Genomic DNA, 24,968 nt, shown 5'->3' with positions numbered 1-24,968 from the left:
GCGCGAGCGCGTAGCGCAGGATGGCGGCCCGGGCTGCGGAGGGCAGCAGCGGCAAGCCCGCCGGTCAGACAGGATCGACGATTCAGTGGGTGCATGACGGACTCTCCGATCGCGCGGCTCACAGCCGCCCCTCCCGCCTGCGCGCGGTGGCTCCGGGCGGGATCGGGACGCGCGCCGAGAAGTCCATCCCGCCGGTGTTGCGGCCGGCGATCGTCAGGACGTCGCCGCTGGGCGGCGCGTCGAGCAGGAGCGTCAGCGTCGGGTCGTCGGCGATCGCCTCGCTGAGGGTCAGCTTGGCCATCGGCGCGCCGGCGGCATCGGAGACCGCGAGGGTCTCGATGAAGAACACCGACACGCCGGGGATCATCCCGTTGTCCATCGGATGGGTGATGCGCAGGCGCAGGCGCAAGCCTTCCGGCTCGCGCCAGATCTCGGCGCGGGTATTGCCGAGACTCTTCCAGTCGGTCTTCTTCTCGACGACCGGCGGCACCGAGTAGCCGCCGGCCGCGTCGAGGTAGCGCCCGCCGACGTGCCAGAGATCGCCCTGCCGCACCGCCGCCCGGATCGGCGTGCCCTGCTCGATCTTCATCCGCAGGGCGATGAAGGATGCCGCCGCCACCGGCTCCAGCCGCAGGGTGAGCGGGAAGGGATTGAGGTCGGCGATCAGCAGGATCTCGTCGGCACGGCCGAGGTCCCGCGCGTCGACCGTGACCGGGACATGGGTCTGATCCTCGGTGACCGGCGGCAGCACCACCTGCACGCGCTCGTCGAACACCGCCGGGCGGCCGCCGAGGAAGCGCCCGGCCACGTCGTTCCACAGGGGCGATCGAGGGGATCGCGGGTCGAGCTCGACGGGGCGGCCTGCTTCGCGGCGACCGGAGCGACGGGCCAGGCGGACCTGAGACGGGAAACGATCACGGCGTCACCTCACTGCCCTTCGGAACCTTGGTCGTCGGATGTCCGGACCGGCCACGGCACCGACTCGACCAGCGGACGGTCGGCCTCGCGCCAGCCGTCGGCCCCCTCGGCGATCCGCTCCAGCGTGCTGTAGCGTTGGGCCTTCACGCCCATGCCGTACATCAGCACGTCGTCGTTGGTGCTCTGGTCGTTGAGGATGTCCTCCCAGGTCACGCCCTTGCCGGACTTCTCGGCGGAGGCCGGGCCTGCCAGCGGCATCCCGGCGGCGATCAGCGACGAAGCGGTGGCGAGCAGCAGCGTGCACGGCGACGTGCTCGCGGTCTTGTGGGCCATGCGTCCCTCCCTCGGCGGCTCCGATTACAGTCCCGGACCGCATCTTTGGCGTATCGGCGCGCTAGCCTTCGACGAGCCGTGCTCGAGAGTGAGTATGGACTCAACCAAATCTTATTGCACTTTGACTTTAGTATATATTCAGTATTATCATATATTTATTATTATGATAAATGTGAAATTGAAATTGCCGATTGCTTCGGCTTACGTTCCAGTCATTGAGAGGCCCTGACGCGTTCGTCACGGATAGAACGCTGGAGACCTCTCGATACCATGCTGACAGGTTTGGGTCGCGATGGCTGTTGCGATGTTCCGGCTGACTTTGGACCGGGCTGATCGAGAGGATCAGCTAGGACCGAAGGAACCGGGCATGAAGCAAAGCCGGAGTCCGGGGCATCCTCGAGACAAGGAGCCCGTCAATCCGGATGTGAAGCCCTTCGTGCCACCGTGGGCGGCGCGGCCGCGCGGCGGCGCTCGTAGTGCTTGGCGACGCGCAGGTGGCGGGAGATGGCGTAGTTCATCGCCGTGAGGAAGCCGTAGACCCCGCGCACGAAGTGGCGGCGGCCGACATAGGCCTTGAGGAAGTTGCCCGGCAATTCGACGAAGACGCGCCAGCTCGGGATCGCGACGCCGCGGGCGGCGAGGTCGTCCGCCTGCTGGTCGGAATAGCGGTTGAGCTTGTCGAGCTGGTCGCCGAGCGAGCGCACCGAGAAGTGGTGGATCACCCCCTTCAGGCGCCCGGCCGCAACCCCGGGCTGAAGCTCGACCCGATCGTGGACCGGGGAGGGCGCGTAGCGTCCGCGATCCCTGCGGTAGAGCCGCACCGGCGTCAGCGCGTAGGCCCAGGGGTGGGGGTGGGTCTCGCCGGGAAAGATCTCGGCGATGGCGATGCGCCACGCCGGCTTCTCGGGCTCGCCGTGGGCGAACAGCGCCCGGATGTTGGCCGCAAGGTCCTCCGGCACGACCTCGTCGGCGTCGAGGTTCAGCAGCCAGTCGTGGCGGCACTGGTCCTCGGCGAAGCGCTTCTGCGGGCCGTAACCGGGCCAGTCGTTGTGGATCACGCGGGCGCCGAGGGCGTGCGCGAGGACCTGCGTGCCGTCGGTCGAGCCCGAATCCACCACGACCAGGTCGTCGGTCAGGCTGCGCACCGCGCGGATCGTCGCGCCGATGCGGTCCACCTCGTTGCGGGCGATGATGAAGATGGAAAGCTGCATGTCTTCGCGGCTGTGCGGGTGGCCAACCCCCTATCGGGCAGGCAGTCCCCGGACAAGCGCGTCGCCGACGAGAGTCACGCCCGATCGCGTTGCAATCGGTCGCGGCTCCAGGTCATTGTTTTACCGCGCTCTCTTTCGCCGAACCGGCGTCCACTTCGACGGAGAGCGCTCTGGGTGTGGAGCCTCAGCAGGTTGTCGTCGCAGAGGCCGAGGCGGCCGATGGGTGTGTTGCCCTTGATGCCCATGTGGGGCCGCGGCCAGTTGTAGCGGAACAGGAAGGCCGGCAGTCCGCACTTGCGCTGGTCAACCGGGGCGCGGTTCCCGTCAACCGTCGCAGACCGGAACGCTCACGCCCGCCGCGGCGCCCGGCCTTCCTGCTCCTCGAAGCCCTTCAGCACCTTGTCCAGCGTCAGCGGATAGTCGCGGATGCGGATGCCGGTGGCGTTGTAGACGGCGTTGGCGAGCGACGCGCCGGCGCCGCAGATGCCGAGCTCGCCCAGACCCTTGCTCTTGAGCGGGTTCGCCTTGTCGTCGAGCTCGGGCAGGAAAACCGCGTCCATCGCCGGGATGTCGGCGTGCACGGGCACGTGGTACTCGGAGAGATCGTGGTTGACGAAGGTGCCGAAGCGCGGGTCGATCGCCGCCTCCTCCATCAGGGCCGCGCCGACGCCGAAGGTCATCCCGCCGATCGCCTGCGAGCGCGCGGTCTTGGCGTTGAGGATGCGCCCGCCGGTGAAGACCCCGAGCATCCGCCGCAGGCGGATCTCGCCGGTGTCCCGGTCGACGCCGACCTCGGCGAAGTGCGCGCCGAAGGCGTACTGCGAGAACTTCTGCTTCATCGCGCCGGGCTTGATCTCGCCCTCGGCCTCGACCCCTGCGGGGCCGGCGAGGTCGGTCAGCGCCTCGGAGCGGTTGCCCGCCGTGACCCGCCCGTCCGCGAACGTCACGGTCGCCGGGTCCAGGTCGGTGCCGGCGATGAGCTTCGTCCGAAGGGCGTCGCAGGCGACGTAGAGCGCCGAGCCGGCCGACCCTGCGCCGAACGATCCGCCGGAGCCCGAGGCCGCGGGGTAGGCGGTGTCGCCGATCTCGACGCGGATGCGCGCGATCGGCAGGCCCAGCATCTCGCCCGCGATCTGCGCCAGGATGGTGTAGGTGCCGGTGCCGATGTCGGTCATCGCCATCCGCACGGTGAGGTAGCCGTCGGGGCCGAGCTTCACCGAGGCCGAGGAGGGCATCAGCGGGTTGAGGCGGGCCGCCGCCGACATGCCCATGCCGACCATCCAGTTGCCGTCGCGCGTCGAGGCCGGAGCCCCGCGCCTGTCCCAGCCGAACAGCCGCGCGCCCTCGCGCATGCAGGGCACGAGGGCGCGGGTCGAGAACGGCACCTGCTTCTCGGGGTCCTGCGTCGGCTCGTTGCGGACGCGCAGCTCGATCGGGTCGAGCCCGATCTGCTCGGCGAGCTCGTCCATGGCGCACTCGAAGGCGAGCATGCCCACCGCCTCGCCGGGTGCGCGCATCGAGGAGGCGATCGGTAGGTTGAGCGCGGCGAGGCGGTGGCGGGTGATCCGGTTCGGGGCGGCGTAGAGGGAGCGCGTGACGTTGGCCGAGGTCTCGAAGAACGCATCGCCCTCGGCCGTGTCGGACCAGGATTCGTGCGCGATGGCGCTGAGGCGCCCGTCCCGGTCGGCGCCGAGGCGGATGTGCTGAATGGTGTCGGTCCTGTGGGTGGCGACGTGGAACTCCTGCTGGCGCGTGAGCGCCACCTTCACGGGACGCCTGATCGTCCGGGAAGCCAGTGCGGCCAGCACCGCCTCGGGCGTCGGCTGGAGCTTCGCGCCGAAGCCGCCGCCGATGTAGTGGCTGACCAGCCGCACGTTCTCGACCGGCAGCTTCAGGACCTGCGCCAGCGATTTCTGGCCCCGGTTCAGCATCTGGTTGGCGGTGTAGAGCACGACGCGATCGTCCTCCCACGCGGCGATGGTCGCGTGCGGCTCCATCTGGGCGTGGATCTGGACGGGCGTGGTGTATTCGACGTCGAGCTTCACCGGCGCGGCGACGAAGGCGCCCGCGAAGTCGCCGAGCGCCGAATCCGGTTCGGTGGCCGCGGCCTTCGGCTTGTAGGTTTCCGGCATCGCCTCGCGCAGCGACGCCCGCGGCTTGCTCCTGTCGTAGGTGATCGCCACGAGGTGCGCGGCCGCGCGCGCCTGCTCGAAGGTCTCGGCCACGACGAAGGCCACCGGCTGGTCGAAGAACGTGATCGCGGTGCCCGCGAGTTGCGGCCAGACCTGCTCCTTCTTCTCGCCCTGCTCCGGCACGTTCTCATGGGTCATCACGTGGATGACGCCCGGGGCGCGCAGGGCGGCGGCGGTGTCGATCGCGCGGATCGTGCCGCTGGCGATCGCGGAGCCGACGATGAAGCCGTAGGCCGGGTTCTTGAGCTCACGGGTTTCGTAGGCGTAGGGCGCGCGGCCCGTCACCTTGAGGGGCCCGTCGATGCGGTCGATCGGCTGGCCGAGAAGCCCGTCGGGCTTGCCGTCCAGCGGCGTCGCGCCGATCGGTTGGTTCATCTCCATGGGGGCAATCCTGACTGCGTGGCGGGGACGGGATCAGGCGCGGGTGGCCTCGGTGACCACCGCGCGGAGCGTCCGCCGCGTGAGCGGGATCTTGAAGTCGTTGCTGCCGTAGCCGCGGGCGCCCGCGAGCACGGCATCGGCGGCGGCATCCGCCTGCCCCGTCCGGACCAGGGCTTCCTCCGCGGCCTCGACCCGCCAGGGCCTGTGCGCGAGCCCGCCGAAGGCGAGGCGGGCCTGCGTGATCCGGCCGTTCATCTGTCCGAGCACAGCCGCCACCGACACGGTAGCGAAGGCGTAGGAGGCGCGGTCGCGGACCTTGCGGTAGACGTGCAGGCCGGCAACCGGCTTCGGCAGCGTGACCGCGGTGATGATCTCGCCGCGCTGGAGGTCGGTCTCCACCTGCGGCGTGTCGCCCGGCAACCGGTGGAACCTGTCCATCGGGATCGCGCGCGTGGCGCCGTTCGGGGATGCGGTCTCGACCGTGGCGTCGAGCGCCCGCAGCGCGACGTTCATGTCGGACGGGTTGGTGGCGATGCAGGCGTCGCTCGCGCCGAGCACCGCCATGATGCGGTTGAAGCCGCCGACCGCGGCGCAGCCCGAGCCCGGCTCGCGCTTGTTGCAGGGTTTCGACGTGTCGTAGAAGTAGTAGCACCGCGTCCGCTGAAGCAGGTTGCCGGCGGTCGTCGCCTTGTTGCGCAACTGCCCCGAGGCGCCCGCGAGCAAGGCTTGGCTCAGCACCGCGTAGTCCCGGCGCACCCGCGGGTGCGCGGCGAGGTCGGCGTTGCGCACCAGCGCGCCGATCCGCAGGCCGCCGTCGGCCGTGTCCTCGACTTTGTCGAGCGGCAGCCGGTTGACGTCGATCAGGGTCGCGGGCGTCTCGACCTGGAGCTTCATCAGGTCGAGGAGGTTGGTGCCGCCGGCAATGAACTTGGCGTTCGGCCGCTCGGCCGCGAGGCGGGCGGCGTCCAGGACGGTGGCGGGGCGCTCGTAGGTGAAGGCTTTCATGGCGCGCCTCTAGAGATCGATGCCGGCAACGTCGCGGATCGCCGCGACGATGTTCGGGTAGGCGCTGCAGCGACAGATGTTGCCGCTCATCCGCTCGCGGATCTCCGCGTCGGTGAGGACGGCCTTGGCGGTGAGGTCGCCGGTCACGTGGCTCGGCCAGCCCGCCTCGACCTCGGCGAGCATGCCGACGGCCGAGCAGATCTGGCCCGGCGTGCAGTAGCCGCACTGGTAGCCGTCGTGGTGCAGGAACGCGGCCTGGAGCGGGTGCAGCGCCGCCTCGGTGCCGAGCCCTTCGATCGTGGTGATCGCGTCGCCCTCGTGCATCGCGGCCAGCGTCAGGCAAGCATTGATGCGGCGCCCGCCGACCAGCACCGTGCAGGCGCCGCACTGGCCGTGGTCGCACCCCTTCTTCGAGCCGTTGAGGTCCAAGTGCTCGCGCAGCGCGTCGAGCAGCGTCGTGCGCGTGTCGAGGATGAGGTCGTGGGGCGTGCCGTTCACGGTGAGGCGCATCGGCATCATCTGCGGCGCCGGATCGCCCGGGGCAGGCGCGGCCGAGGCCGGTCCGCCTGCTCCGGGAATGCCGAGACCGGTCACGGCGGCGGTTGCGGCGCAGGCCTCCACCATCGTCCGTCGCGTCAGCGCGAAGGCCGTGTCTCGCGTCGTATCGGTCATGCTCGCTGTCCCGTGCGGCCGGGCAAGGCCCGGCGGCGCTGGCGCGGGCGCGGTGGCGCCCGCACGGAGTTGTTACGAGCAGGAACGCGATGGCGTGCGGATTAGATCCGGTCCAGACTGCGCCGCGTCATCGCGGCGGTGCGCGGATTCGCCCGCGGGCGTCCTCAGAGGCCCGCCGCGACCCCGTCGCTGCCGATGGCCGACAGGGTGAGGTGGTCCGCGCCGATCTCGGCACCCGTGTAGCCGAGCATGTTGGCGAGCTGGTCGCGGGCGCGCCACACCCGGCTCTTCACGGTGCCGATGCGGCAGTTCAGGATCGTGGCCGCCTCCTCGTAGGAGACGTTCTCGACGGCGACCAGCATCAGCGCCTCGCGCATCGTCGGCGCCAGCCGGCCGAGGGCGGCCTGCACGTCCTGGAGGTCGAGGTGGCCGCCCTGCTCGGGCAGGCTGGTGAGGCGCGCGGCGTGGTCGCCGTCGCTGTCGGCCACCTCCCGCGCGTGCTTGCGGTGCACGCTGTAGAAGGCGTTGCGCATGATGGTGAACAGCCACGCGCCCAGGTTCGTCCCGACCTTGAAGCTGCCGCGGCTGCGCCACGCCCGCAGCAGGGTGTCCTGCACGAGGTCGTCGGCCGTGGTCGGATTCCGGGTCAGCGAGATGGCGAAGCTGTGCAGGCTCGGTGCGGCGTCCAGGAGACCGGCCCGGAAGGCCTGCTCGTCGCGTCCCTGCGCGGCGGCGAGCACCCCTTCGAGTCGGGCGAGGAGGTCGGCGAGGTTGGCCGACGGGGGCGTCTGCCGCGAAGCCGCGTAGGCGGCGCGCAGGTGGTCTCCGAGATGGGTGCGGATCGCCCCGGACAAGGCCGGCCTGTCGGGTCGGGACGGCTGCGAGGCGTCGCCGTTCGTCGAGCCCTTCATGAGCGACATCATCTCCCGTGCGGCTGATCTTTCCCTTGGCGCCTGAGCACCACGCCCCCGTTTTGCGCACTCGATCGCGGGGTGCAGCCACATAGGTTAGTCATCGCGCCGCCCGCTCCGCAGCGCGGCGCCTGGTTCCGGTTCCCGCGCGTTCCAAGTCATGCGCTTCCCGCCGCCCTCGCTCGGCGCCGTCAGAACCGGAGAGCCTGCCATGACCGTCAGCGTTCCGACCCTGCCCTTCAACGACGGGCACGCGATGCCGAGCCTCGGCTTCGGGGTCTATCAGCTCGGGGAAGCCGAGGCGCCCGACATCGTCGGCCGGGCGATCCGGGCCGGCTACCGCGCGATCGACACCGCGGCGATCTACGGCAACGAGGCGGGAGTCGGCCGCACCATCCGCGGCGCGGAGGTCGCGCGCAGCGACCTCTTCGTCACGACCAAGGTTTGGAACGATGCGCAGGGTCGCGACGCGACCCTGCGCGCCTGCGACGCGAGCCTCGGCAAGCTCGGGTTGCCGCACGTCGACCTCTACCTGATCCACTGGCCCTGTCCCGAGCGGAAGCTCTTCGTGGAGACGTGGCGGGCGCTGATCGAGCTGCGCGAGGCCGGCCGCGTCCGGTCGATCGGCGTCTCGAACTTCACGGAAGACCACCTGGAACGGATCGTCGGCGAGACCGGCGTGGTGCCCGCACTCAACCAGATCGAGCTGCACCCGCATTTCCAGCAGGCCTCCTTGCGCGCCGTGCACGACCGCCTCGGCATCGTCACCGAATCCTGGAGCCCGCTCGGCCAGGGCCGGGAGCTGGACGACCCCGTCCTCGCCGCGATCGGCGCGGCGCACGGGCGAAGCCCGGCCCAGGTGGCGCTGCGCTGGCACGTTCAGGGCGGCCTCATCGCCATCCCGAAGACCGCGACGCCCGCGCGCATCGCCGAGAACATCGCCGTGTTCGACTTCACGCTGACGCCCGACGAGATGGCGGGAATCGCCGCCCTCGACCGGCCGGGCGGACGCATCGGCCCCGACCCCGAGACCTTCGGCTGAACCGGACACGATCGCTGCGGCGCATCCTGACGGGTGCGTCGCAAAACCGTTATGCTCAGTCTCAGCATATCTGGACAGGGGCCTTCGGCGCGCCTACGTTAGGCAGCAGAATGCTCAACTTGAGCATAATGGAGGACGCCATGGCGTCGACCGCCCACTCCCTCGCCCGCACGCCCCACGCGCCCGCCGGGATGCCGCTCCCCGACATCTACGCCCGCGTCAGCCGGCACATTCCGGCGATCGAGTGGCCGGCGCTGGCGCCCGACATCGCAGCGATCCTGCGGCTCAAGCGCGAGCGCAACGCGGTGATCCTCGCGCACAACTACCAAGCGCCCGAGATCTTCCACACGGTGGCCGACATCGTCGGCGACAGCTTGGCGCTCGCCCGCGAGGCGGTGACCGTCGAGGCGGACGTGATCGTGCTCGCTGGCGTGCACTTCATGGCCGAGACGGCCAAGCTCCTGAACCCGGGCAAGACCGTGCTCATCCCGGACCTCGCCGCCGGCTGCTCGCTCGCCGACTCGATCACGGCGGAAGACGTGCGCGGCCTGCGGGCGAAGTACCCCGGCGTGCCGATCGTGACCTACGTCAACACCTCCGCCGCGGTGAAGGCCGAATCGGACCTCTGCTGCACGTCCGGCAACGCCGTCGACGTGATCCGGTCGCTCGGCGCGCGGCGCGTCCTGATGATCCCGGACGAGTTCCTGGCGCAGAACGTCCAGGCCGCCTTGCCCGAGATCGAGATCCTGACCTGGGCCGGCCACTGCGAGGTGCACGAGCGCTTCACCCCCGCCGACATCCGCGAGGTGCGCGAGAGCTATCCCGGCGTCACCGTCATCGCCCATCCCGAGTGCTCGCCGGACGTCGTCGCGGAATCGGACTTTTCCGGCTCGACCGCGATGATGCTGAACTTCGTCCTGAAGAAGCGCCCGGCGCAGGTGGTGCTCGTCACCGAGTGCTCGATGGCCGACAACATCGCGGCCCAGAATCCCGACATCGCGTTCATCAAGCCCTGCAACCTGTGCCCGCACATGAAGCGGATGAGCCTGAAGAACATCCGCCGTGCCCTCGAGACGATGACCCACGAGGTCGTCGTCGATCCGGCGCTGGCCGATCGGGCGCGGGCCGCGGTGGAGCGGATGCTGGCGGTGGGGGCCCGATGAACGCGCACGTCTCTCCTCCTCTCACCCGCGATCCAGCCGACCGCATCGTCGTCGTCGGCGCCGGCGTGGCCGGCCTCGGCGTTGCCCTCCGGCTCAGCCCCCGTCCGGTGACGCTCGTGAGCGCCGCGCCGCTGGGGTTCGGCACCGCCACCGGCTGGGCGCAAGGGGGCATCGCCGCCGCGATCGGCGCCGACGACGCCCCCGCCCTCCACGCCGCCGACACCGAGGCGGCGGGTGCCGGCCTCACCGATCCCGCGGTGGCCCTGCGGGTGGCCGCAGAGGGGCCGAGCCTGATCGACTGGCTCGTGCGCATCGGCGTGCCCTTCGATCGGGCGACGGACGGCGCCCTGGCCCTGGGGCTGGAGGCCGCCCACGGGCGCCGCCGCATCGTGCGTGCCGGCGGCGACGCGACCGGCGCGCGCGTCCTCGAAGGTCTCGTGCGCGCCGTCTTCGCCACGCCCTCGATCGAGGTGGTCAGAGCTTGCGTCCACGATCTCCTACGCGACGAGGCCGGTGCGGTGGCCGGCGTCGCGTGCGAGCGCGACGGCGCGCGGTTCCGCATCCCGGCCCGTGCCGTGGTGCTCGCCACCGGCGGCGTCGGGGCGCTCTACGCAGCGACCACGAATCCGCGCGGAGCGACCGGCCGCGGGCTCGCGCTCGCGGCCCGTGCCGGTGCGGTGCTGCGCGACATGGAGTTCGTGCAGTTCCATCCCACCGCGATCGCGGCGGGCGCCGACCCGATGCCGCTCGCCACCGAGGCGCTGCGCGGTGAGGGCGCGCGGCTCATCGACGAGACCGGCGCAGCCGTGATGGCCGGCATCGGCGGCAGCGACCTCGCGCCTCGCGACGTGGTCGCCCGCGCGATCTTCCAGGCGCTGGCGCGGGGATCGACGGTCTACCTCGATGCCCGCGGCGCGCTCGGCGCGGCGATGCCGACGCGGTTTCCGACGGTCGCGGGCCTGTGCGCGGCGGCCGGCATCGATCCGGCCGTGCAACCGATTCCGGTGCGGCCGGCGGCGCACTACCACATGGGCGGCATCCGCGTGGACGCGCACGGCGCCAGCAGCGTGCCCGGCCTGTACGCCAACGGCGAGGTCGCCTCGACCGCCCTGCACGGGGCGAACCGGCTCGCCAGCAACTCGCTGCTCGAAGCCCTGGCCTATGCGGGCTTCATCGCCGACGGGCTCGACGCGCCGTCCCCAGGCCCGGCGCTGCCGGACAGGCCCGCCGCCCGGGGCGACGCCGCGGAGATCCTGCCTCGCATCCGGGCGATCATGGAGCGTCGCGTCGGCGTCGTCCGCGACGCGGACGGCCTCGCGCAGGCCGTCTCGGTCCTCGCGCCGATGGCCGAGGCGGGGAGCGACGCCGCGCTCACGGCGCTGATGATCGCGCACGCCGCCCTCGGTCGCGCCGAGAGCCGCGGCGGCCACTGGCGCAGCGATCGTCCGGAGCCGGCAGCCGCCCGCCACAGCGCGACGACCTTGTCCGACGTCCTGCGATCGTCCGCCGACGCCCCTTTCGAGAAGGCCCTCGCCCGATGAGCGACCTCCTGTCCCTCCCGCGCCTCCTGGTCGAGCCGATCGTGCGCGCCGCCCTGCTCGAGGATCTGGGGCGCGCCGGCGACATCACCACCGACGCGATCGTGCCGCCCGATGCGCGCCTCGACGGCGTGATCGCCGCCCGGCAGGAGGGCGTGATCTCCGGCGCGGACGCGGCGGTGATCGCCTTCGCACTGATCGACCCGGCGGTGTCGGCGGTCGTGGAGCGCGGCGACGGCGCCCGCGTGGCGCCGGGCGACGTGGTGATCCGCCTGTCCGGGCCGGCCCGCGCGATCCTCACCGCCGAGCGCGTCGCCCTCAACCTGCTGTGCCGGATGTCCGGCGTCGCCACCGCCACCGCCGGCCTCGTCGATGCGGCGCGGCCGCACGGCAGGGCCGCGATCGTCTGCACCCGCAAGACCACGCCGGGCTTGCGGGCGCTGGAGAAGCACGCGGTGCGGGCCGGCGGCGGCGCGAACCACCGCTTCGGCCTCGACGACGCGGTGCTGATCAAGGACAACCACGTGGCGGTCGCGGGTGGGGTCAAGGCGGCGATCGAGCGCGCGCGGGCGCGGGCCGGCCACCTCGTCAAGATCGAGGTCGAGGTCGACACCCTCGACCAGTTGGAGGAGGCGCTCTCGGTCGGCGCCGACGCGGTGCTCCTCGACAACATGGGGCCGGCCCAGCTTGCGCGCGCCGTGGCGATGATCGACGGACGTGCCCTGTCGGAGGCCTCGGGACGCATCACCCGCGACACCGTCGGCGCGGTGGCGGCATCCGGCGTCGACCTGATCTCCTGCGGCTGGATCACCCACAGCGCGGCGATCATCGACCTCGGCCTCGACGCCGCCTGACCAGGACGGGCACGGCGCGACGGGAGCGCCAAGCCTTCCCGGACCGTCCTGGCCGGACGACACGTCCGATGTGCCGCCACGGCCGCGCTGCCCTGAGCCCTGCACCCCGGCGCGATTCGGGCTTTCTGTCCCGCGATGTGGCCGGCGAAGCGTCGATCCTGGTCGAGCCGGCACACCGCGCGGCCCGGGACCCGTCGAACGACGCGCCACAATCAAGGCGGCCGTGCCACAGTGTTGCCACCGAGGCACGTCGAGGGCCGAAGCCGTCCGCCGAGAGCTTTCGAGCTTGGCTTTAAGGCGCCGTCGTTTACCCCTTGGCGAGAGTTGGCGCGCCATCCTGACGACGCGTCGTCCACCGCGTTTCCACAGCTTCCGCCTGCCTTCGAGAGGCCTTGATGCGCCGTTCCCCCGCCCTCATCGGGCTCGCCTGCGCGGCTGCCGCGTGGGCCGTGCCCGCCCGCGCCTACGAGATCGATCCGCTGACACGCCAGCCGCTGGAGAACGCGCTCTCCGTGCGGGTGCGCCCGCAGGCCATCGAGACGGTTCTCGTGCCGACCGCGAACGCCTCGCTCAACACGGCGGACCCGATGGCCTCGGCCGTGCCGCAGATGTCGGCGATCGCCCGCGAGCAGGTCGCCTACGGCGGTCCCTACTCGGCCGGCACCATCATCGTGTCCACCGCCGAGCGGCGTCTCTACTACGTGCTCGGCGACGGACAGGCCCTGCGCTACGGCGTCGGCGTCGGCCGTCCGGGCTTCACCTGGGGCGGCGTGCAGAACATCACCATGAAGAAGGAGTGGCCGGATTGGCGCCCGCCCTCGACGATGCTGCGCCGCCGGCCGGACCTGCCGCGCTACATGAAGGGCGGCCTCGAGAACCCGCTCGGCGCGCGCGCGATGTACCTCGGCAACTCGATCTACCGCATCCACGGCTCGAACGAGCCGGAGACCATCGGCACCGCCGTCTCCTCGGGCTGCATCCGCATGGCCAACGAGGACGTGATCGATCTCTACACCCGCGCCAAGGTCGGCACGAAGGTCATCGTCCAGCGCTGACGTGGTCGCTGCTGCAGAAATGGACGGAGAGCCGGCGAAAACGCCGGCCTTTTCGTTCGTACCGCGGAAGCCCGACGTTGGGCGGCCCGTCGCTCCGCTCTCGGCAGGCCTATCGCACCTGGTGCAACTTGAACGACAGTGAGGACCACGTCATCATCCGGTCGAACCGGAGAATCGCGCCATGGCGAGGAAGCGTTTGGTCATCTGCTGCGATGGCACCTGGAATGATGCCGATGTCGGCACCCAATTCACCAATGTCGTTCGCATGGCACGCGCCATCGAGGCCGTCGACGAGACGACCGAGGAGAGTATCAAGCAGATCGTCTATTATCACTCGGGCGTCGGCTCAGGCAGCGACTCACTCTGGCAGGTCGTCGGCGGCGCCACCGGGCTCGGTTTGTCCCGAAACGTTCGCGACGCCTACGCTTTCATCGCGAACAACTTCTGTGATGGCGATGAACTGTTCTTCTTCGGGTTCTCCCGGGGCGCCTACACCGTGCGCAGTGTCGCGGGCCTGATCGGCTGGGCGGGAATCCTGCACAAGGTCGACATGGACGACTTCGCGCTGCTGTGGGAGGGCTTCAAGCTGCGCAAGGAGCCGAATGCCAAGGACGTGCGGCTCCACTTCCCAGACCGGCACGCCGACGTGACGATCACCTGCATCGGCGTCTGGGACACGGTCGGCGCGCTGGGTATCCCGGGGCACCTGAACGCCCTCCTCGCCAAGTTCTACGAGTTCCAGGATACCGATTTGAGCCATAAGGTCCGGAACGCGTTCCATGCCCTCGCCATCGATGAGCATCGCAGCGAGTTCGTCCCGACGTTGTGGAAGAAGCAGCTCGATGCACCGCCGGAGCAGCATCTGGAGCAAGTCTGGTTCGCTGGCGCGCATTCCAACGTCGGCGGCGGCTACGACGAGCACGGCCTGTCGGACGTCGCTCTGGCCTGGATGGCGGACCGCGTCGGCACGATGCTGGCGATTGACCGGCGCTATCTGACGGACCGGCAGGATCGACGGAACGCCTGGGGACTCGGCCGGATCTACGATTCGGCGACCGGCATCTTCGGTCTTCTCAACAAGATCAACCGCAACATCTGCGCCGGATCGGATACCTGCGAAGCGATCCACGAGAGCGTCGCGGTCCGTTTCGCGGCCGGGCAGGCGTGTCCTGGAGGTGCCTACGGACCGAAGTCACTGCCTGGGAGGATTGCTCCGGGCATGGCACAGCAATCTCTGGGTTCACTCGAAACAACGTTACGCTGGCCGGCGGCCGATCCGAGGCACCTGGGCGGCACCGGTCGGCCGGCTCCCGAGGCGAGCGATCCGCTGATGCGCAAGTTGAACATCTGATCTCAGTGGCAGCCGCAACCACCGCCACTGCCGCATCCACCGCCTTTCGCCGGAGCGATCCGCACCGTCTCGCGGTCGAGACCCCGCTCGGCGAGTTCGGCGAGGTAGGTCGACCAGCGGTTCCGGTACTCGCGGCCGAGGTCGTAGAGGTAGCTCCAGCCGAACAGGCCGGTGTCGTGCAGGTCGTCGAAGGTGAGCTTGACCGCGTAGTTCCCGACCGGCTGGATCGCGAGGATCGCCACGTCGCGCTTGCCGCCGATCACCTTGCGCTCGGCGGGTGCGTGGCCCTGCACCTCGGCCGACGGGCTCGACACCCGCAGGTACTCGGCCGGGAGCGCGAAGCGCCCGCCGTCGTCGAAGGCGACGTTCAGGACGCGCTTGTCCCCCGACAGGCGAATCTCGGTGGGCCAGCGTTCCTCGGTCATGGTCGAACTCCCGGGCATCGTCGTGCGTCCGGGCCGCGTGCGCTTGCCCGCGGGCCCATGTCCCATCATATGCCGTTCCATGTTAGGTTCGTCATCAGACCGCCCCGCGGAAACTCCGTCGAGTCCTCAATCCCGCATGGCGTCCCCAAGCACCCGGATCGTCGCCCCGGCGTCCGCCGCGCCGCTGATCGACCCGTTCCAGCGGGCGATCACCTACCTGCGCATTTCCGTCACCGACCGCTGCGACCTGCGCTGCGTCTACTGCATGTCGGAGACGATGAGCTTCCTGCCCAGGCGCGACCTGCTCACCCTGGAGGAGCTGGACCGGCTCTGCGGCGTGTTCATCGCGCGCGGGGTGAGCAAACTCCGGATCACCGGCGGCGAGCCGCTGGTGCGGCGCGACATCCTGCACCTGTTCCGCCGCCTGTCGCGCCACCTCGGCACCGGCGCGCTGGAGGAGCTGACGCTGACCACCAACGGGACCCAGCTCGGGCGCTACGCTGCCGAGCTCGCCGACCTCGGCGTCCGGCGGGTCAACGTCTCCCTCGACACCCTCGATCCCGGCAAGTTCCGGTCGATCACCCGGCGCGGCGACCTGTCGGTCGTCCTCGACGGGATCGCGGCGGCGCGGGCCGCCAGCATCCGCGTGAAGATCAACGCGGTGGCGCTGAAGGGCGTCAACGAGGACGAGATCGCCGACATGATCGCCTGGGCCCACGGCCTCGGCATGGACATGACGCTGATCGAGGTGATGCCGCTCGGCGAGGTCGAGGGCGAGCGCAGCGACCAGTTCCTGCCGCTCTCCCTCGCCCGCGCCCGGCTGGAGCACCGCTACACCCTGACGCCGCTGCCCGACCGCACCGGCGGCCCGGCGCGCTACGTGCGGGTCGCGGAGACCGGCGGGCGGCTCGGCTTCATCACGCCGCTGACCCACAACTTCTGCGAGAGCTGCAACCGCGTGCGCCTGACCTGCACCGGCAAGCTCTACATGTGCCTCGGCCAGGAGGACGCCGCGGACCTGCGCGCGGCGCTGCGCGCCTCGGCCGACGATGCCCTCGTCACGGCGGCCGTGGTCGAGGCGATCGCGCGCAAGCCCAAGGGCCACGACTTCGTCATCGCGCGCCAGCGCAAGGCGGCGGTACCGCGCCACATGAGCGTCACCGGGGGATAGAGCCCGCCGCGACGCGTCAGTCGACGACGATGACGCGGTTCGGCAACTCGTCCGGATCGTCCGGACCCGCCGGAAGGTGGCGGGCGAGGTCGGCACCGATGCAGTCCACGGCGCGAACGAGGCCGCCCTCGACCTCGCCGGCGCGAAGTGCTGCAAGGAGTTCGGAGAGCGTCGCGCTCCAACTGTCAGGACCGATGCGAGCCAGGACCCCGTCGTCGGCGACGATCTCGGCGTGGCGCTCGGCCATGGAGAGGTAGAGCAGTACGCCCGTGCGCCCCCGCGTCCGGCTGAGGCCCCGCGACCAGAAGGCGAGGCGCGCGGCCTCGCGGGTGCGCGCCCGCCGGATGCGGGCCGGCACGAGGGCGACGCGGAGCGGTTCGTAGAGGCCGGCCGCGAGGATCGCGGCGACGAGACCCGCCTGCGCCACGAGGATCGCGCTCGCGCTCCAGGGCGTCAGTGCGATCAGCGGCCAGGGCAGCGCGAGGCCGCCGACGAGGCCCGCGAGCAGCACGACCGAGCGATACTGCCCGGCGCGCGCGGAGAGCACCACCACGATCTCGCCCGCGGTGCCGCCCTCGGCCCGCGCCACGGCCCGCGCGATCCGCGCCCGCGCCTCCGGCGTCGGCAGGGCGTCACCAGTCACCGGATGCCCCTCCGCCGCCGGACGAGCCGCCGCCCCCGGAGAACCCGCCGCCATCCGAGACGCCGCCGCCGAACCCTCCCGAGGTACCGCCGCTCCATCCGCCCGCACCGGGCCCCGGCAGGAACACGATCCCGCCGCCGCGGCCCCCGCCGCGGTTCATCCGCCAAGCGACGAACAGGACGACGAGGAACAGCACGAGGAAGACGGCGACCTGTCCCGGGTCGACCTCGTCGGCCCGCACCTCGGGCTTGCGCTGCCACGTCTCGGCGTCGCCCGAGAGGATCGACAGCATCCCGTCGAGTCCCGCGTCGATGCCGCCGGAGAAATCGCCGGCCTTGAAGCGCGGCGTGATGGCGCTCGCGACGATGACCCGCGACAGCGCGTCGGTGAGCGCGCCCTCAAGCCCGTAGCCGACCTCGATGCGCACCTTGCGCTCGGTGGGCGCGACGAGGAGCAGGGCGCCGTTGTTCGTCTTGGCCTGCCCGAGCTTCCACGCCCGGAACAGGCGGTTGGCGTAGTCCTCGATCGTGGCGCCCTGGAGGTTCGCGACGGTGGCCACCACCAACTGATCCGAGGTCCTGTCCTCGAACGCCTTGAGCTTTGCCTCGAGGCCGGTGCGCTGCTCCGGCGTGAGGATGGCGGCGGCGTCGACGACCCGGCCGGTAAGCGCTGGGAAACTCAGCTCGGCGGCAAGCGCGCCCGCGTACAGGGCCAGGAGCGCGACGACCGCCAGCGCCAGGACATGGCCCGGTGCGCGGCCGCGGTCTCCCACCGGGAAAGCCTAAAACTTCACGTTCGGCGGACGCTCGGAGTTCGGCGTCGCCGCAAAAGTCTCCATCGGTTTGGCATCGGGATAGAGCACCGCCGCGATCCATCGGCCGGGAATGGTGCGGACCTCGGTGTTGTAGGCCTGGACGGCGCCGATGTAGTCGCGCCGCGCCACCGCGATCCGGTTCTCGGTGCCCTCGAGCTGCGATTGCAGCGCCAGGAAGTTCTGGTTCGACTTGATGTCGGGGTAGCGCTCGACGGTCACCAGCAGGCGGCCGAGCGCGCCGGAGAGCTGGTTCTGCGCATCCTGGAATTCCTTGAACTTGGCCGGATCGCTCACCGTCCCGGCGTCGACCTTGACACTCGACGCCTTGGCCCGCGCCTCGGTCACGCCGATCAGCACGTCCTTCTCCTGCTGGGCAAAACCCTTCACCGTCTCGACGAGGTTCGGGATCAGGTCGGCGCGGCGCTGGTACTGGTTCTGCACCTCACTCCACGAGGATTTCGCCTGCTCCTCCAGGGTCGGAACCCGGTTGATCGCCCCGCAGCCCGACAGGCAGGTGGCCAGCAGCGCCGCGATCAAGGCACCGATGACGCGGGCGATCAGTGGGCTGGTGCGCGGGGTGTCGAAACGCAGATCCACCGCCATCGATAAGAACTCCCACCCGGTCCCCGGCCCCAGCTTGGCCGTCAACACTCCGCGACAGATAGGCACTCCGCGGCCTCGGAGAAGGCCCGTGCGTGTCGCCGGGGCAGACCGCGTCCCATATGCGGCCTCGATGAGCGACGAGACAGCCCCCGTCATCCGCGTCGTGGACCTGGAGACCACCGGCGCCAAGCCCGGTGCGGACGCCGTCGTCGAGATCGGCTGGCAGGACGTGGTGCGCCGCGACGGCGCGTGGGCGATCGGGCCGGAGCGCGGCGCGCGCTTCGTCGACCCGGAGCGGCCGATCCCGGCGCGCACCCAGGCCGTCCACCACATCCTCGACGCGGACGTGGCAGGCGCCGGACCCTGGCTCGACGTGGCGCCCGATATCCTGCGTCCCCGGGCTCCGCGGCTCCTCGCGCTGGCCGCCCACCGGGCGGCCTTCGAGCAGCGCTGGTGCCGCCGGGCGCTCACCGGCACTGTCCCGTGGATCTGCACCTACAAGTGCGCGCTTCGCCTCTGGCCGGACGAGCCCTCGCACGCCAACCAGTCCCTGCGCTACGCGCGCAAGCCCGAAGGCCTCGACCGGGCGGCCGGCCTGCCGGCGCACCGGGCGGGACCCGACGCCTACGTCAGCGCCCACCTCCTGCGCGAGCTGCTGCGCGAGGCCGCGCCCGAGACGCTGATCGCCTGGAGCCGCGAGCCCGCGCTGCTGCCCCGCGTCACCTTCGGCGAGTACCGCGGCTGGCGCTGGGACGCGATGAGCGACGCGTTCCTTGCCGAGGTGCTCGCCCGCGGCGGCTTCGACCGCGACATCCGCTTCACCGCCCGCCGCGCGCAGGCGGACCGGCGCAGCCGCCTCTTGGAGGCGACCGGGCAGGGGGCGCCGGCGCTCGGGGAGCCTGCGCGCGCCGCCGGCGGAGGTTGACAACCCCGGCCCTGCGGTGCGGTGTGCGCCCCATGGATGACACGCCCAAAGCTGCGGCGGGCAAGCCGCGGGTCGCCATCACCTACTGTACCCAGTGCAACTGGCTCCTGCGCGCCGCGTGGATGGCGCAGGAACTGCTCTCGACCTTCCGCGACGACCTCGGTGAGGTGGCCCTGGTTCCGGCGACCGGCGGCGCCTTCGCGATCACGGTCGGCCCCGATACCGTCTGGGAGCGCACCCGCGACGGGGGCTTTCCCGACGTGAAGGCCCTGAAGCAGCGCGTGCGCGACCGCCTCGATCCCGCGCGCGACCTCGGCCACATCGATCGGCCATGACGCGATGCTGGAGGACCATGCGCCCGGCACCATCGATGCGTCCGCCGCCCCGGAGCCGGAAGCCCCGGTGAGTCCGGATCGCGACATGGCCGGTCCCGCGCGCGGTGTGCAGCGCGGCGCACGGCCCGGCTGGCTCGGCCGCCGTCTCGCGAGGCTGGAGCGGAACGGGTTCTCCACCCAGGTCTACCTCGTCGCCCTGGTGGTGGCGCTGATCGGACCCGGCCTACTGTTCACCGCCATCCTGCTGATGCGCTACGCCTCGGTCGAGCGCGCGCGCTTCGAGCAGGATGCCCGCGAGAACGTGCGCGGCATCGCCCTCTCGGTCGACCGCGACACGGCGGGCCTCGTCTCCGTGCTGCAGACGCTGGCGACTTCGCCGCGGCTCAAGGACGGCGAGTTCGAGGCGTTCGACGCGCAGGCCCGCCTCGTGCGCGAGGCGATCGACCTCGACATCATGCTGCGCCGGCCGGACGGCCAGCAGGTGGTCAACACCGCGATCAAGCGCGGCGGCCTGCTCCCGGTGACGACGCTGCCCTTCGACCAGGAGATCGCGGGCGGCACCCAGCGCGCGATGGTGACCGGCTACCTGCCCGGCCCGATGCCGGACGATGCCACCTACGCGATCGCGGTGCCGGTCCTGGCGGGGGCCGACGTGGCCTACATCCTCAGCTTCAACGCGCCGCTCAGCCGCCTCCAGGGCATCCTCGCCCGCGAGGTCGTCGAGGGCTGGACCACCGGCGTGTCCGATCGGAAGGCGCTGGTTCTCGCACGCCTGCCCGACCCGGGCTCCATCGTCGGGCGGCCCCGCCTCGCCACCCTCCGCCAGATCCAGACCGACACGCCGGGGATCTGGGAGGGCAAGGACCGCCAGCATCGCCCCGTCGTGGTGGTGGAGGCGCGCTCGCGGCTCACCGGGTGGACAGTGGCGACCAGCATCCCGCAGACGCTCGTCGACGCGCGTCTGCGCCGCTGGGTGTGGGCCTTCGGCGGCTTCGGGCTGCTCGTGCTGGCCACCTCCTCGGCGCTCGCCGTCAGCCTGTGGTCGCGGGTCTCGCGACCGCTGCGCCAGCTCGCGGCGTCCGGCCCCGCCCTGTCGCGGGGCGAAGCGATCCCGCGCATCGCCTCGCCGGTGCACGAGATCCGGCGCCTCGGCGAGGTCATCTCCGACGCGTCCCTGCGCCTGCGCACCCGCGAGGCGGAGCGCGACCGCGCGCTCGGCGAGACCAAGCGCGGGCTCTCGGCCCTCCGCGAGAGCGAGGCCCGCTTCCGTCACATGGCCGATTCCGCGCCGGCGCTGATCTGGATGACGGACGAAGCCGCCGACGTCAGCTTCGTGAACATGCATTTCGAGCACATCTTCGGAATGCCGGCCGTGGCGCTGGCGCACGAGGGCTGGCACGGCATCATCCACCCGGACGACCTCCAGGACTTCTCGGCGACCTTCAGCGAGGCGTTCGGCGCCCGCAGGCCCTTCCGCACCGAAGTGCGCGTGATGGACCGCGACCGCGCGGTGCGCTGGCTGCGCTGCGAGGGCGTGCCCCGGTTGGACGACGCAGGCACCTTCCTCGGCTACACCGGCTGCAACGTCGACATCACCGACGCCAAGTCCGCCGAGGAGCACCTGCTGCTGCTGATCCACGAACTGAACCACCGGGTGAAGAACACGCTCGCCACCGTGCAGTCGATCGCCAGCCAGTCCCTGCGCGGCCTCGACGGCGATGCGGCGGCGTCCGCCCGCGCCGCGTTCGAGGCGCGGCTCCTGGCGCTCGCCCGCGTCCACGACGTGCTCACCCGCGAGAACTGGGAGGGGGCCGAGATCGGCACCGTGGTCGCCGACGCGATCCGGCCGCTGGACGCGCGCGAGGCCTCGCGCTTCACCGTCGCCGGGCCGCCCCTGCGCCTGCCGCCGCGGCTCGCGCTCTCCATCGCCATGGCGCTCCACGAACTGGGGACCAACGCGGTGAAGTACGGCGCCCTCTCCCAGGAGAGCGGGCGCATCGACATCACGTGGTCGATCCGGCGCGACGACGGCGTGCGGCTGCTGCTCCGCTGGACCGAGAGCGGCGGCCCGCCCGTCGAGACGCCGACCCGAACCGGGTTCGGTTCAAGGCTGATCGAGCGCAGCCTCGCCCGCGAACTCGCCGGCGACGTACAGCTCCTGTTCGATCCGAAGGGCGTGGTCTGCACCATCGAGGCGCCGGTGCCTCCGCCGGGCCTGCTGGAGCGCAAGGGCGGAACCGAAGCCCCGCGGATCGCACCGCTGCCGGGCTGAGGACCGTCCCCGGCGCGAAGCCATCCCCGAGGCCGTTCGCCGTCAGGGCACGCGCCGCGACGGCGTCAGCCGCAGGCCCGGCGCCGGGCGCTCCAGCAGGACCTCGCGGCGGAAGCGGACGAGGCGCGCGGGGCGGCCGGCCGTGCCGCTGGTGATCCCTTCCGTCTCCTCCACGAGCCCCTGCTGCGCCACCAGCCGACGGAAGTTCTGCTTGTGGAGCTGCGTGCCGGAGAGCGCCTCGACGGTGCGCTGGAGCTGGAGCAGGGTGAAGCGCGGCGGCATCAGCTCGAACACCACCGGGCGGTACTTGATCTTGCCGCGCAGGCGCCCGATGGCGGTGGCCAGCACGCGGCGGTGGTCGAAGGCCATCGGCACGCCGGTCGGGTCGCCGGACCGCGCGGGGCCGGCGTTGCCCGCGGCCTCCGGGATGAGGCCGGCCTCGAACAGCAGCTCGTAGCGCTCCAGCACTCGCTCCTCGTTCCAGGTGCCGCCGCCGAGCCCGAAGGTCAGGCCGAGTCGATCCCCGCGCCGGCGCCGAAGCTTCGCGTCCGCGGGCTCGGCCGCCCAGGCGAGGAGCTTGGCCTCGATCGCGTCGAGCGCCCGCGGGCGCCCCTGGCGAAAATCCTCGTAGGGCAGGTAGCGGTACCACGTGTGCCACGCGGCCTCCGCGAGGCCGGCCGGGCGCTCCTCGCGCACCAGGGCGAGGTAGGCCACCGACAGGGTGTGGGCGCCGCCCTCGGCGCCGACCTGCCGGTCGCGGTCGCCGAAGGTGTAGAGCTGCTCGACGTAACCGAGGCGCTGGTGGGTCTGGCGCTCGACCCAGGCCCGCAGGCCGCGCTCCAGGGTCGCGTGCTCGGACACGAGCGGCCCGGCCGGCAAGCCGTCGCCGCGCCCTGCCGCTTGGTCCGCCACGTGGACGGTCAGCGCCCGCGGCTCCCCATCGGTCGCCGCGATGATCGCGGCGGCGAGCCCCACGGAGGAGGGGCTCGGGACCGCCCCGCCCGTCGTTCCCGATCGCACCTCCGCCGTCACCGCCGCCGCCATGCTCTCCGAACCGGTCGAACGATCCTCCGTGCCGCCGGGCGATCCCCCGCGATCCGATGCCGGTTAAGCCGCAGATCGACGCGCCGCGTCAACGCGACGAAACGGATGAGGCGGGGAGATCCGGCCTCGCGGCCTTGCCCATGGAACGGTGCGCGTGAGGTGGCGGTGCGGCTCGAAAAGCCTTGCTAAGCGTCGGCCCGCTGCCCAAACACTCGGGTCACCGGGGCGCGGGCGCTCCGCTGGCGGGGGGAACGCGGCGATGCGGGCAGGCGCAAGCCTCGGGAGCGGTGGGCTCGGCCGCGTGTCGGGCCCGCCCGTGGACCTGCGGCTCTACGGCCTCCTCGACGTCGGCGTCTGCGGCGGTGACGGCCGGCGGCTCGGCGAGATGGCGGCCGCGGCGCTCGCCGGCGGCTGCACCCTGTTCCAGTACCGCGAGAAGGACATCGCGGATGCCCGCGCGGCGCTCGCCCGCATCCGTGCGATCCACGCGGCGCTCGCCGGCCGCGCGCCGCTCCTGGTCAACGACCGGGTCGACCTCGCGCTCGCGGCCGGCACCGAGGGCGTCCACCTCGGCCAGGCCGACCTGCACCCGGCCGATGCGCGGCGCCTGCTCGGCGAGGGCGCGATCGTCGGCCTGACGCTCAAGACCGTCGCGCAGGCGGACGAACTCTACCGCCTCCCGGTGGACTACGCCTGCATCGGCGGCGTGTTCGCGACAGCCAGCAAGGACAATCCCGATCCGCCGGTCGGCCTCGACGGCTTCGCGCGGATCGCCTTCCGGGCGCGGCTCGCCCGCGGCACCGGCCTGCCGCTCGGCGCCATCGCCGGCATCGATTCGAGCAACGCCGCCGCCGTGATCGCGGCGGGCGCCGACGGCATCGCGGTCATCTCCGCCCTGTTCGGCGCGGAGGCCGCGGAGGGCCGGGCGCGCGACCTGCGGGCGCGGGTCGACGCGGCTCTCACCGAGCGGGGCAGCCGATGACACCGATCGCGCTCACCATCGCCGGCTCCGATTCCGGCGGCGGCGCCGGCATCCAGGCCGACCTCAAGACGTTCTCGGCGCTCGGCGTCTACGGCGCGAGCGCGATCGCGGCGCTGACCGCGCAGAACACGCTGGGCGTCCAGGGCATCCACGACGTGCCCGCGGACTTCGTCGCCGCGCAGATCGAGAGCGTGTTCTCGGACCTCGCGGTGACGGCGGTGAAGATCGGGATGCTGTCGCAGCCCGCGGTGATCGAGGCCGTGGCGGCCGTGCTGGAACGCCACGCGGCACCGAAGCGGACCCCGGTGGTGCTCGATCCCGTGATGGTCGCGACCAGCGGCGACCGGCTCATCTCGGACGACGCGGTCGCGGCCCTGCGGACCCGGCTGATGCCGCTGGCCGACCTCGTCACCCCGAACCTGCCCGAGGCCGCGGCCCTGCTCGGCGAGCCGGTCGCCCCCGACGAGAACGGCGCGGCGGCGCAGGCGCGCCGACTCCTGGGTCTCGGGGCGCGGGCAGTGCTGATCAAGGGCGGCCACGCGGCGGGAAACGAGAGCGTCGATCACCTGCTCACCCGCGAGGGTCTCGTCCGACGCTTCGCCTCACCGCGGATCGCGACCCGCAACACCCACGGCACCGGCTGCACCCTGTCGGCGGCGGTCGCCGCCGGGCTCGCTCGGGGCCTCGGCCTGGAAGCGGCGGTCTCCGCCGCCAAGGCCTACGTCGCCGCCGCGATCGCCGCCGCGGACGACCTGACGATCGGCGCCGGCCACGGCCCGGTCCACCATTTCTTCGCGATCTGGCGCTGAGCGTTTCACGTCCGACCGGCGGCGCGTGTCCGGCCGCCGCCTTGCTTCCCTGACGCGATTGCGTTTGTAATAGCGTACGTTCGTTCCGATAAACGGAACGTCAGGGCGGATCACGGCGGCGATGCAGGAACAGGGGGACCGGACGGGGCGCAGCCGCGACATGCTGAGCGGGGCGGCGGTGCTGTCGGGCCAGCTCGGCAAGACCATCCAGCGCCTGCGCAAGGCCTACAACCTCTCGCTGTCCGAGCTCGCCGAGCAGTCCGGCGTCGCCAAGTCGATCATCAGCCAGATCGAGCGCAACGAGACCAACCCGACGCTG

The 24,968-nt window shown here is 71.6% G+C and carries 25 protein-coding genes and 1 pseudogene; 13 read left to right on the top strand and 13 right to left on the bottom strand.

Translation table 11 applies throughout. The features are described 5' to 3' along the window. Window positions 1-118: 118 nt before the first annotated feature. The 8 genes and pseudogenes from ACFE8Y_RS12780 to ACFE8Y_RS12745 all read right to left on the bottom strand — a co-directional run bounded on the left by ACFE8Y_RS12780 (window position 119) and on the right by ACFE8Y_RS12745 (window position 7,623). Window positions 119-808: a quinoprotein dehydrogenase-associated SoxYZ-like carrier gene (locus tag ACFE8Y_RS12780; RefSeq protein WP_375464762.1), complete on the bottom strand. Its 690-nt coding sequence runs from the start codon at window positions 806-808 to the stop codon at window positions 119-121. 119 nt (window positions 809-927) lie between these two features. After that, complete coding sequence (locus tag ACFE8Y_RS12775) at window positions 928-1,251, bottom strand: hypothetical protein (protein ID WP_375464761.1); 324 nt, start codon at window positions 1,249-1,251, stop codon at window positions 928-930. Between the two features lie 413 nt (window positions 1,252-1,664). Then, complete coding sequence (locus ACFE8Y_RS12770; RefSeq protein WP_375464760.1) at window positions 1,665-2,462, bottom strand: glycosyltransferase family 2 protein; 798 nt, start codon at window positions 2,460-2,462, stop codon at window positions 1,665-1,667. A gap of 173 nt (window positions 2,463-2,635) precedes the next feature. Beyond that, window positions 2,636-2,767 (bottom strand): annotated as a pseudogene (locus ACFE8Y_RS12765) (IS481 family transposase); the annotation flags it as partial. Between the two features lie 42 nt (window positions 2,768-2,809). Next, window positions 2,810-5,035 carry a molybdopterin cofactor-binding domain-containing protein gene (locus ACFE8Y_RS12760; protein WP_375464759.1) on the bottom strand — a complete coding sequence of 742 codons (2,226 nt, stop codon included), beginning with the start codon at window positions 5,033-5,035 and terminating at the stop codon, window positions 2,810-2,812. A 33-nt stretch (window positions 5,036-5,068) separates the two neighbouring features. After that, complete coding sequence (locus tag ACFE8Y_RS12755) at window positions 5,069-6,040, bottom strand: FAD binding domain-containing protein (protein WP_375464758.1); 972 nt, start codon at window positions 6,038-6,040, stop codon at window positions 5,069-5,071. Between the two features lie 9 nt (window positions 6,041-6,049). Further along, the gene (paoA, locus tag ACFE8Y_RS12750; protein WP_375464757.1) at window positions 6,050-6,712 is read right to left on the bottom strand and encodes an aldehyde dehydrogenase iron-sulfur subunit PaoA; all 663 of its coding nucleotides are present in this window, start codon (window positions 6,710-6,712) and stop codon (window positions 6,050-6,052) included. A 164-nt stretch (window positions 6,713-6,876) separates the two neighbouring features. Then, a complete protein-coding gene (locus ACFE8Y_RS12745) occupies window positions 6,877-7,623 on the bottom strand; it encodes a sigma-70 family RNA polymerase sigma factor (protein WP_375464756.1) in 747 nt (248 codons plus the stop codon). Window positions 7,624-7,834: 211 nt separating this feature from the next. Here ACFE8Y_RS12745 and ACFE8Y_RS12740 point away from each other — a divergent pair, with 211 nt between their 5' ends. The 6 genes from ACFE8Y_RS12740 to ACFE8Y_RS12715 all read left to right on the top strand — a co-directional run bounded on the left by ACFE8Y_RS12740 (window position 7,835) and on the right by ACFE8Y_RS12715 (window position 14,626). Then, complete coding sequence (locus tag ACFE8Y_RS12740) at window positions 7,835-8,665, top strand: aldo/keto reductase (RefSeq protein WP_375464755.1); 831 nt, start codon at window positions 7,835-7,837, stop codon at window positions 8,663-8,665. A gap of 140 nt (window positions 8,666-8,805) precedes the next feature. Then, window positions 8,806-9,828 (top strand): quinolinate synthase NadA, encoded by a 1,023-nt coding sequence (gene nadA, locus ACFE8Y_RS12735; protein WP_375464754.1) that lies wholly within the window; start codon window positions 8,806-8,808, stop codon window positions 9,826-9,828. Then, window positions 9,825-11,369 (top strand): L-aspartate oxidase, encoded by a 1,545-nt coding sequence (locus ACFE8Y_RS12730; RefSeq protein ID WP_375464753.1) that lies wholly within the window; start codon window positions 9,825-9,827, stop codon window positions 11,367-11,369. Before nadA ends, ACFE8Y_RS12730 begins: the two co-directional genes overlap by 4 nt. Next, complete coding sequence (gene nadC / locus ACFE8Y_RS12725) at window positions 11,366-12,220, top strand: carboxylating nicotinate-nucleotide diphosphorylase (protein WP_375464752.1); 855 nt, start codon at window positions 11,366-11,368, stop codon at window positions 12,218-12,220. The genes ACFE8Y_RS12730 and nadC overlap by 4 nt, the downstream gene beginning before the upstream one ends. 395 nt (window positions 12,221-12,615) lie before the next feature. Next, window positions 12,616-13,275: a L,D-transpeptidase gene (locus ACFE8Y_RS12720; RefSeq protein WP_375464751.1), complete on the top strand. Its 660-nt coding sequence runs from the start codon at window positions 12,616-12,618 to the stop codon at window positions 13,273-13,275. Between the two features lie 181 nt (window positions 13,276-13,456). Beyond that, window positions 13,457-14,626 carry a DUF2235 domain-containing protein gene (locus tag ACFE8Y_RS12715; protein ID WP_375464750.1) on the top strand — a complete coding sequence of 390 codons (1,170 nt, stop codon included), beginning with the start codon at window positions 13,457-13,459 and terminating at the stop codon, window positions 14,624-14,626. Between the two features lie 2 nt (window positions 14,627-14,628). On the opposite strand, the gene ACFE8Y_RS12710 is transcribed toward ACFE8Y_RS12715, so the two are convergent. After that, window positions 14,629-15,051, bottom strand: a complete 423-nt coding sequence (locus ACFE8Y_RS12710) for a gamma-butyrobetaine hydroxylase-like domain-containing protein (protein ID WP_375464749.1) — start codon at window positions 15,049-15,051, stop codon at window positions 14,629-14,631. A gap of 136 nt (window positions 15,052-15,187) precedes the next feature. On the opposite strand from ACFE8Y_RS12710, the gene moaA reads away from it, so the two are divergent. Beyond that, entirely contained in the window at window positions 15,188-16,222 is a 1,035-nt protein-coding gene (moaA, locus tag ACFE8Y_RS12705; protein WP_375464748.1) for a GTP 3',8-cyclase MoaA, read from the top strand. 16 nt (window positions 16,223-16,238) lie between these two features. Here moaA and ACFE8Y_RS12700 read toward each other — a convergent pair whose 3' ends face one another. The 3 genes from ACFE8Y_RS12700 to ACFE8Y_RS12690 are packed head-to-tail and all read right to left on the bottom strand — an operon-like array spanning window position 16,239 to window position 18,282. Beyond that, entirely contained in the window at window positions 16,239-16,865 is a 627-nt protein-coding gene (locus ACFE8Y_RS12700) for a TPM domain-containing protein (RefSeq protein WP_375464747.1), read from the bottom strand. Further along, window positions 16,855-17,637: a TPM domain-containing protein gene (locus ACFE8Y_RS12695; protein ID WP_375464746.1), complete on the bottom strand. Its 783-nt coding sequence runs from the start codon at window positions 17,635-17,637 to the stop codon at window positions 16,855-16,857. The genes ACFE8Y_RS12700 and ACFE8Y_RS12695 overlap by 11 nt, the downstream gene beginning before the upstream one ends. Before the next feature lie 9 nt (window positions 17,638-17,646). Continuing rightward, entirely contained in the window at window positions 17,647-18,282 is a 636-nt protein-coding gene (locus tag ACFE8Y_RS12690; protein WP_375464745.1) for a LemA family protein, read from the bottom strand. 130 nt (window positions 18,283-18,412) lie between these two features. Between ACFE8Y_RS12690 and ACFE8Y_RS12685 the strand changes: the two genes are divergently transcribed. The 3 genes from ACFE8Y_RS12685 to ACFE8Y_RS12675 all read left to right on the top strand — a co-directional run bounded on the left by ACFE8Y_RS12685 (window position 18,413) and on the right by ACFE8Y_RS12675 (window position 21,814). Continuing rightward, a complete protein-coding gene (locus ACFE8Y_RS12685; RefSeq protein WP_375464744.1) occupies window positions 18,413-19,207 on the top strand; it encodes an exonuclease domain-containing protein in 795 nt (264 codons plus the stop codon). Between the two features lie 32 nt (window positions 19,208-19,239). Then, a complete protein-coding gene (locus ACFE8Y_RS12680; protein WP_375464743.1) occupies window positions 19,240-19,542 on the top strand; it encodes a SelT/SelW/SelH family protein in 303 nt (100 codons plus the stop codon). Between the two features lie 85 nt (window positions 19,543-19,627). After that, on the top strand, window positions 19,628-21,814 hold the full coding sequence (locus ACFE8Y_RS12675; protein ID WP_375464742.1) for a sensor histidine kinase: 2,187 nt from the start codon (window positions 19,628-19,630) through the stop codon (window positions 21,812-21,814). Window positions 21,815-21,856: 42 nt separating this feature from the next. Here ACFE8Y_RS12675 and ACFE8Y_RS12670 read toward each other — a convergent pair whose 3' ends face one another. Further along, the gene (locus tag ACFE8Y_RS12670) at window positions 21,857-22,858 is read right to left on the bottom strand and encodes a hypothetical protein (RefSeq protein WP_375464741.1); all 1,002 of its coding nucleotides are present in this window, start codon (window positions 22,856-22,858) and stop codon (window positions 21,857-21,859) included. Between the two features lie 259 nt (window positions 22,859-23,117). Here ACFE8Y_RS12670 and thiE point away from each other — a divergent pair, with 259 nt between their 5' ends. The 3 genes from thiE to ACFE8Y_RS12655 all read left to right on the top strand — a co-directional run. Further along, complete coding sequence (gene thiE, locus ACFE8Y_RS12665; protein WP_375464740.1) at window positions 23,118-23,840, top strand: thiamine phosphate synthase; 723 nt, start codon at window positions 23,118-23,120, stop codon at window positions 23,838-23,840. Continuing rightward, window positions 23,837-24,649: a bifunctional hydroxymethylpyrimidine kinase/phosphomethylpyrimidine kinase gene (gene thiD, locus ACFE8Y_RS12660; RefSeq protein WP_375464739.1), complete on the top strand. Its 813-nt coding sequence runs from the start codon at window positions 23,837-23,839 to the stop codon at window positions 24,647-24,649. The genes thiE and thiD overlap by 4 nt, the downstream gene beginning before the upstream one ends. 121 nt (window positions 24,650-24,770) lie before the next feature. After that, the coding region (locus ACFE8Y_RS12655) for a helix-turn-helix domain-containing protein (protein WP_375464738.1) at window positions 24,771-24,968 on the top strand (198 nt) is incomplete at its 3' end.

The sequence above is a fragment of the uncultured Methylobacterium sp. genome (assembly GCF_964242245.1).
Taxonomy (GTDB): domain Bacteria; phylum Pseudomonadota; class Alphaproteobacteria; order Rhizobiales; family Beijerinckiaceae; genus Methylobacterium.
This window is presented reverse-complemented; position numbering and strand designations above follow the sequence as displayed.

Coding starts and splice junctions, on each gene's coding strand:
- ACFE8Y_RS12775 (WP_375464761.1), bottom strand. CDS start 1,251: ATGGCCCACAAGACCGCGAGCACGTCGCCGTGCACGCTGCTGCTCGCC.
- ACFE8Y_RS12770 (WP_375464760.1), bottom strand. CDS start 2,462: ATGCAGCTTTCCATCTTCATCATCGCCCGCAACGAGGTGGACCGCATC.
- ACFE8Y_RS12760 (WP_375464759.1), bottom strand. CDS start 5,035: ATGGAGATGAACCAACCGATCGGCGCGACGCCGCTGGACGGCAAGCCC.
- ACFE8Y_RS12755 (WP_375464758.1), bottom strand. CDS start 6,040: ATGAAAGCCTTCACCTACGAGCGCCCCGCCACCGTCCTGGACGCCGCC.
- paoA (WP_375464757.1), bottom strand. CDS start 6,712: ATGACCGATACGACGCGAGACACGGCCTTCGCGCTGACGCGACGGACG.
- ACFE8Y_RS12745 (WP_375464756.1), bottom strand. CDS start 7,623: ATGAAGGGCTCGACGAACGGCGACGCCTCGCAGCCGTCCCGACCCGAC.
- ACFE8Y_RS12740 (WP_375464755.1), top strand. CDS start 7,835: ATGACCGTCAGCGTTCCGACCCTGCCCTTCAACGACGGGCACGCGATG.
- nadA (WP_375464754.1), top strand. CDS start 8,806: ATGGCGTCGACCGCCCACTCCCTCGCCCGCACGCCCCACGCGCCCGCC.
- ACFE8Y_RS12730 (WP_375464753.1), top strand. CDS start 9,825: ATGAACGCGCACGTCTCTCCTCCTCTCACCCGCGATCCAGCCGACCGC.
- nadC (WP_375464752.1), top strand. CDS start 11,366: ATGAGCGACCTCCTGTCCCTCCCGCGCCTCCTGGTCGAGCCGATCGTG.
- ACFE8Y_RS12720 (WP_375464751.1), top strand. CDS start 12,616: ATGCGCCGTTCCCCCGCCCTCATCGGGCTCGCCTGCGCGGCTGCCGCG.
- ACFE8Y_RS12715 (WP_375464750.1), top strand. CDS start 13,457: ATGGCGAGGAAGCGTTTGGTCATCTGCTGCGATGGCACCTGGAATGAT.
- ACFE8Y_RS12710 (WP_375464749.1), bottom strand. CDS start 15,051: ATGACCGAGGAACGCTGGCCCACCGAGATTCGCCTGTCGGGGGACAAG.
- moaA (WP_375464748.1), top strand. CDS start 15,188: ATGGCGTCCCCAAGCACCCGGATCGTCGCCCCGGCGTCCGCCGCGCCG.
- ACFE8Y_RS12690 (WP_375464745.1), bottom strand. CDS start 18,282: ATGGCGGTGGATCTGCGTTTCGACACCCCGCGCACCAGCCCACTGATC.
- ACFE8Y_RS12685 (WP_375464744.1), top strand. CDS start 18,413: ATGAGCGACGAGACAGCCCCCGTCATCCGCGTCGTGGACCTGGAGACC.
- ACFE8Y_RS12680 (WP_375464743.1), top strand. CDS start 19,240: ATGGATGACACGCCCAAAGCTGCGGCGGGCAAGCCGCGGGTCGCCATC.
- ACFE8Y_RS12675 (WP_375464742.1), top strand. CDS start 19,628: ATGGCCGGTCCCGCGCGCGGTGTGCAGCGCGGCGCACGGCCCGGCTGG.
- ACFE8Y_RS12670 (WP_375464741.1), bottom strand. CDS start 22,858: ATGGCGGCGGCGGTGACGGCGGAGGTGCGATCGGGAACGACGGGCGGG.
- thiE (WP_375464740.1), top strand. CDS start 23,118: ATGCGGGCAGGCGCAAGCCTCGGGAGCGGTGGGCTCGGCCGCGTGTCG.
- thiD (WP_375464739.1), top strand. CDS start 23,837: ATGACACCGATCGCGCTCACCATCGCCGGCTCCGATTCCGGCGGCGGC.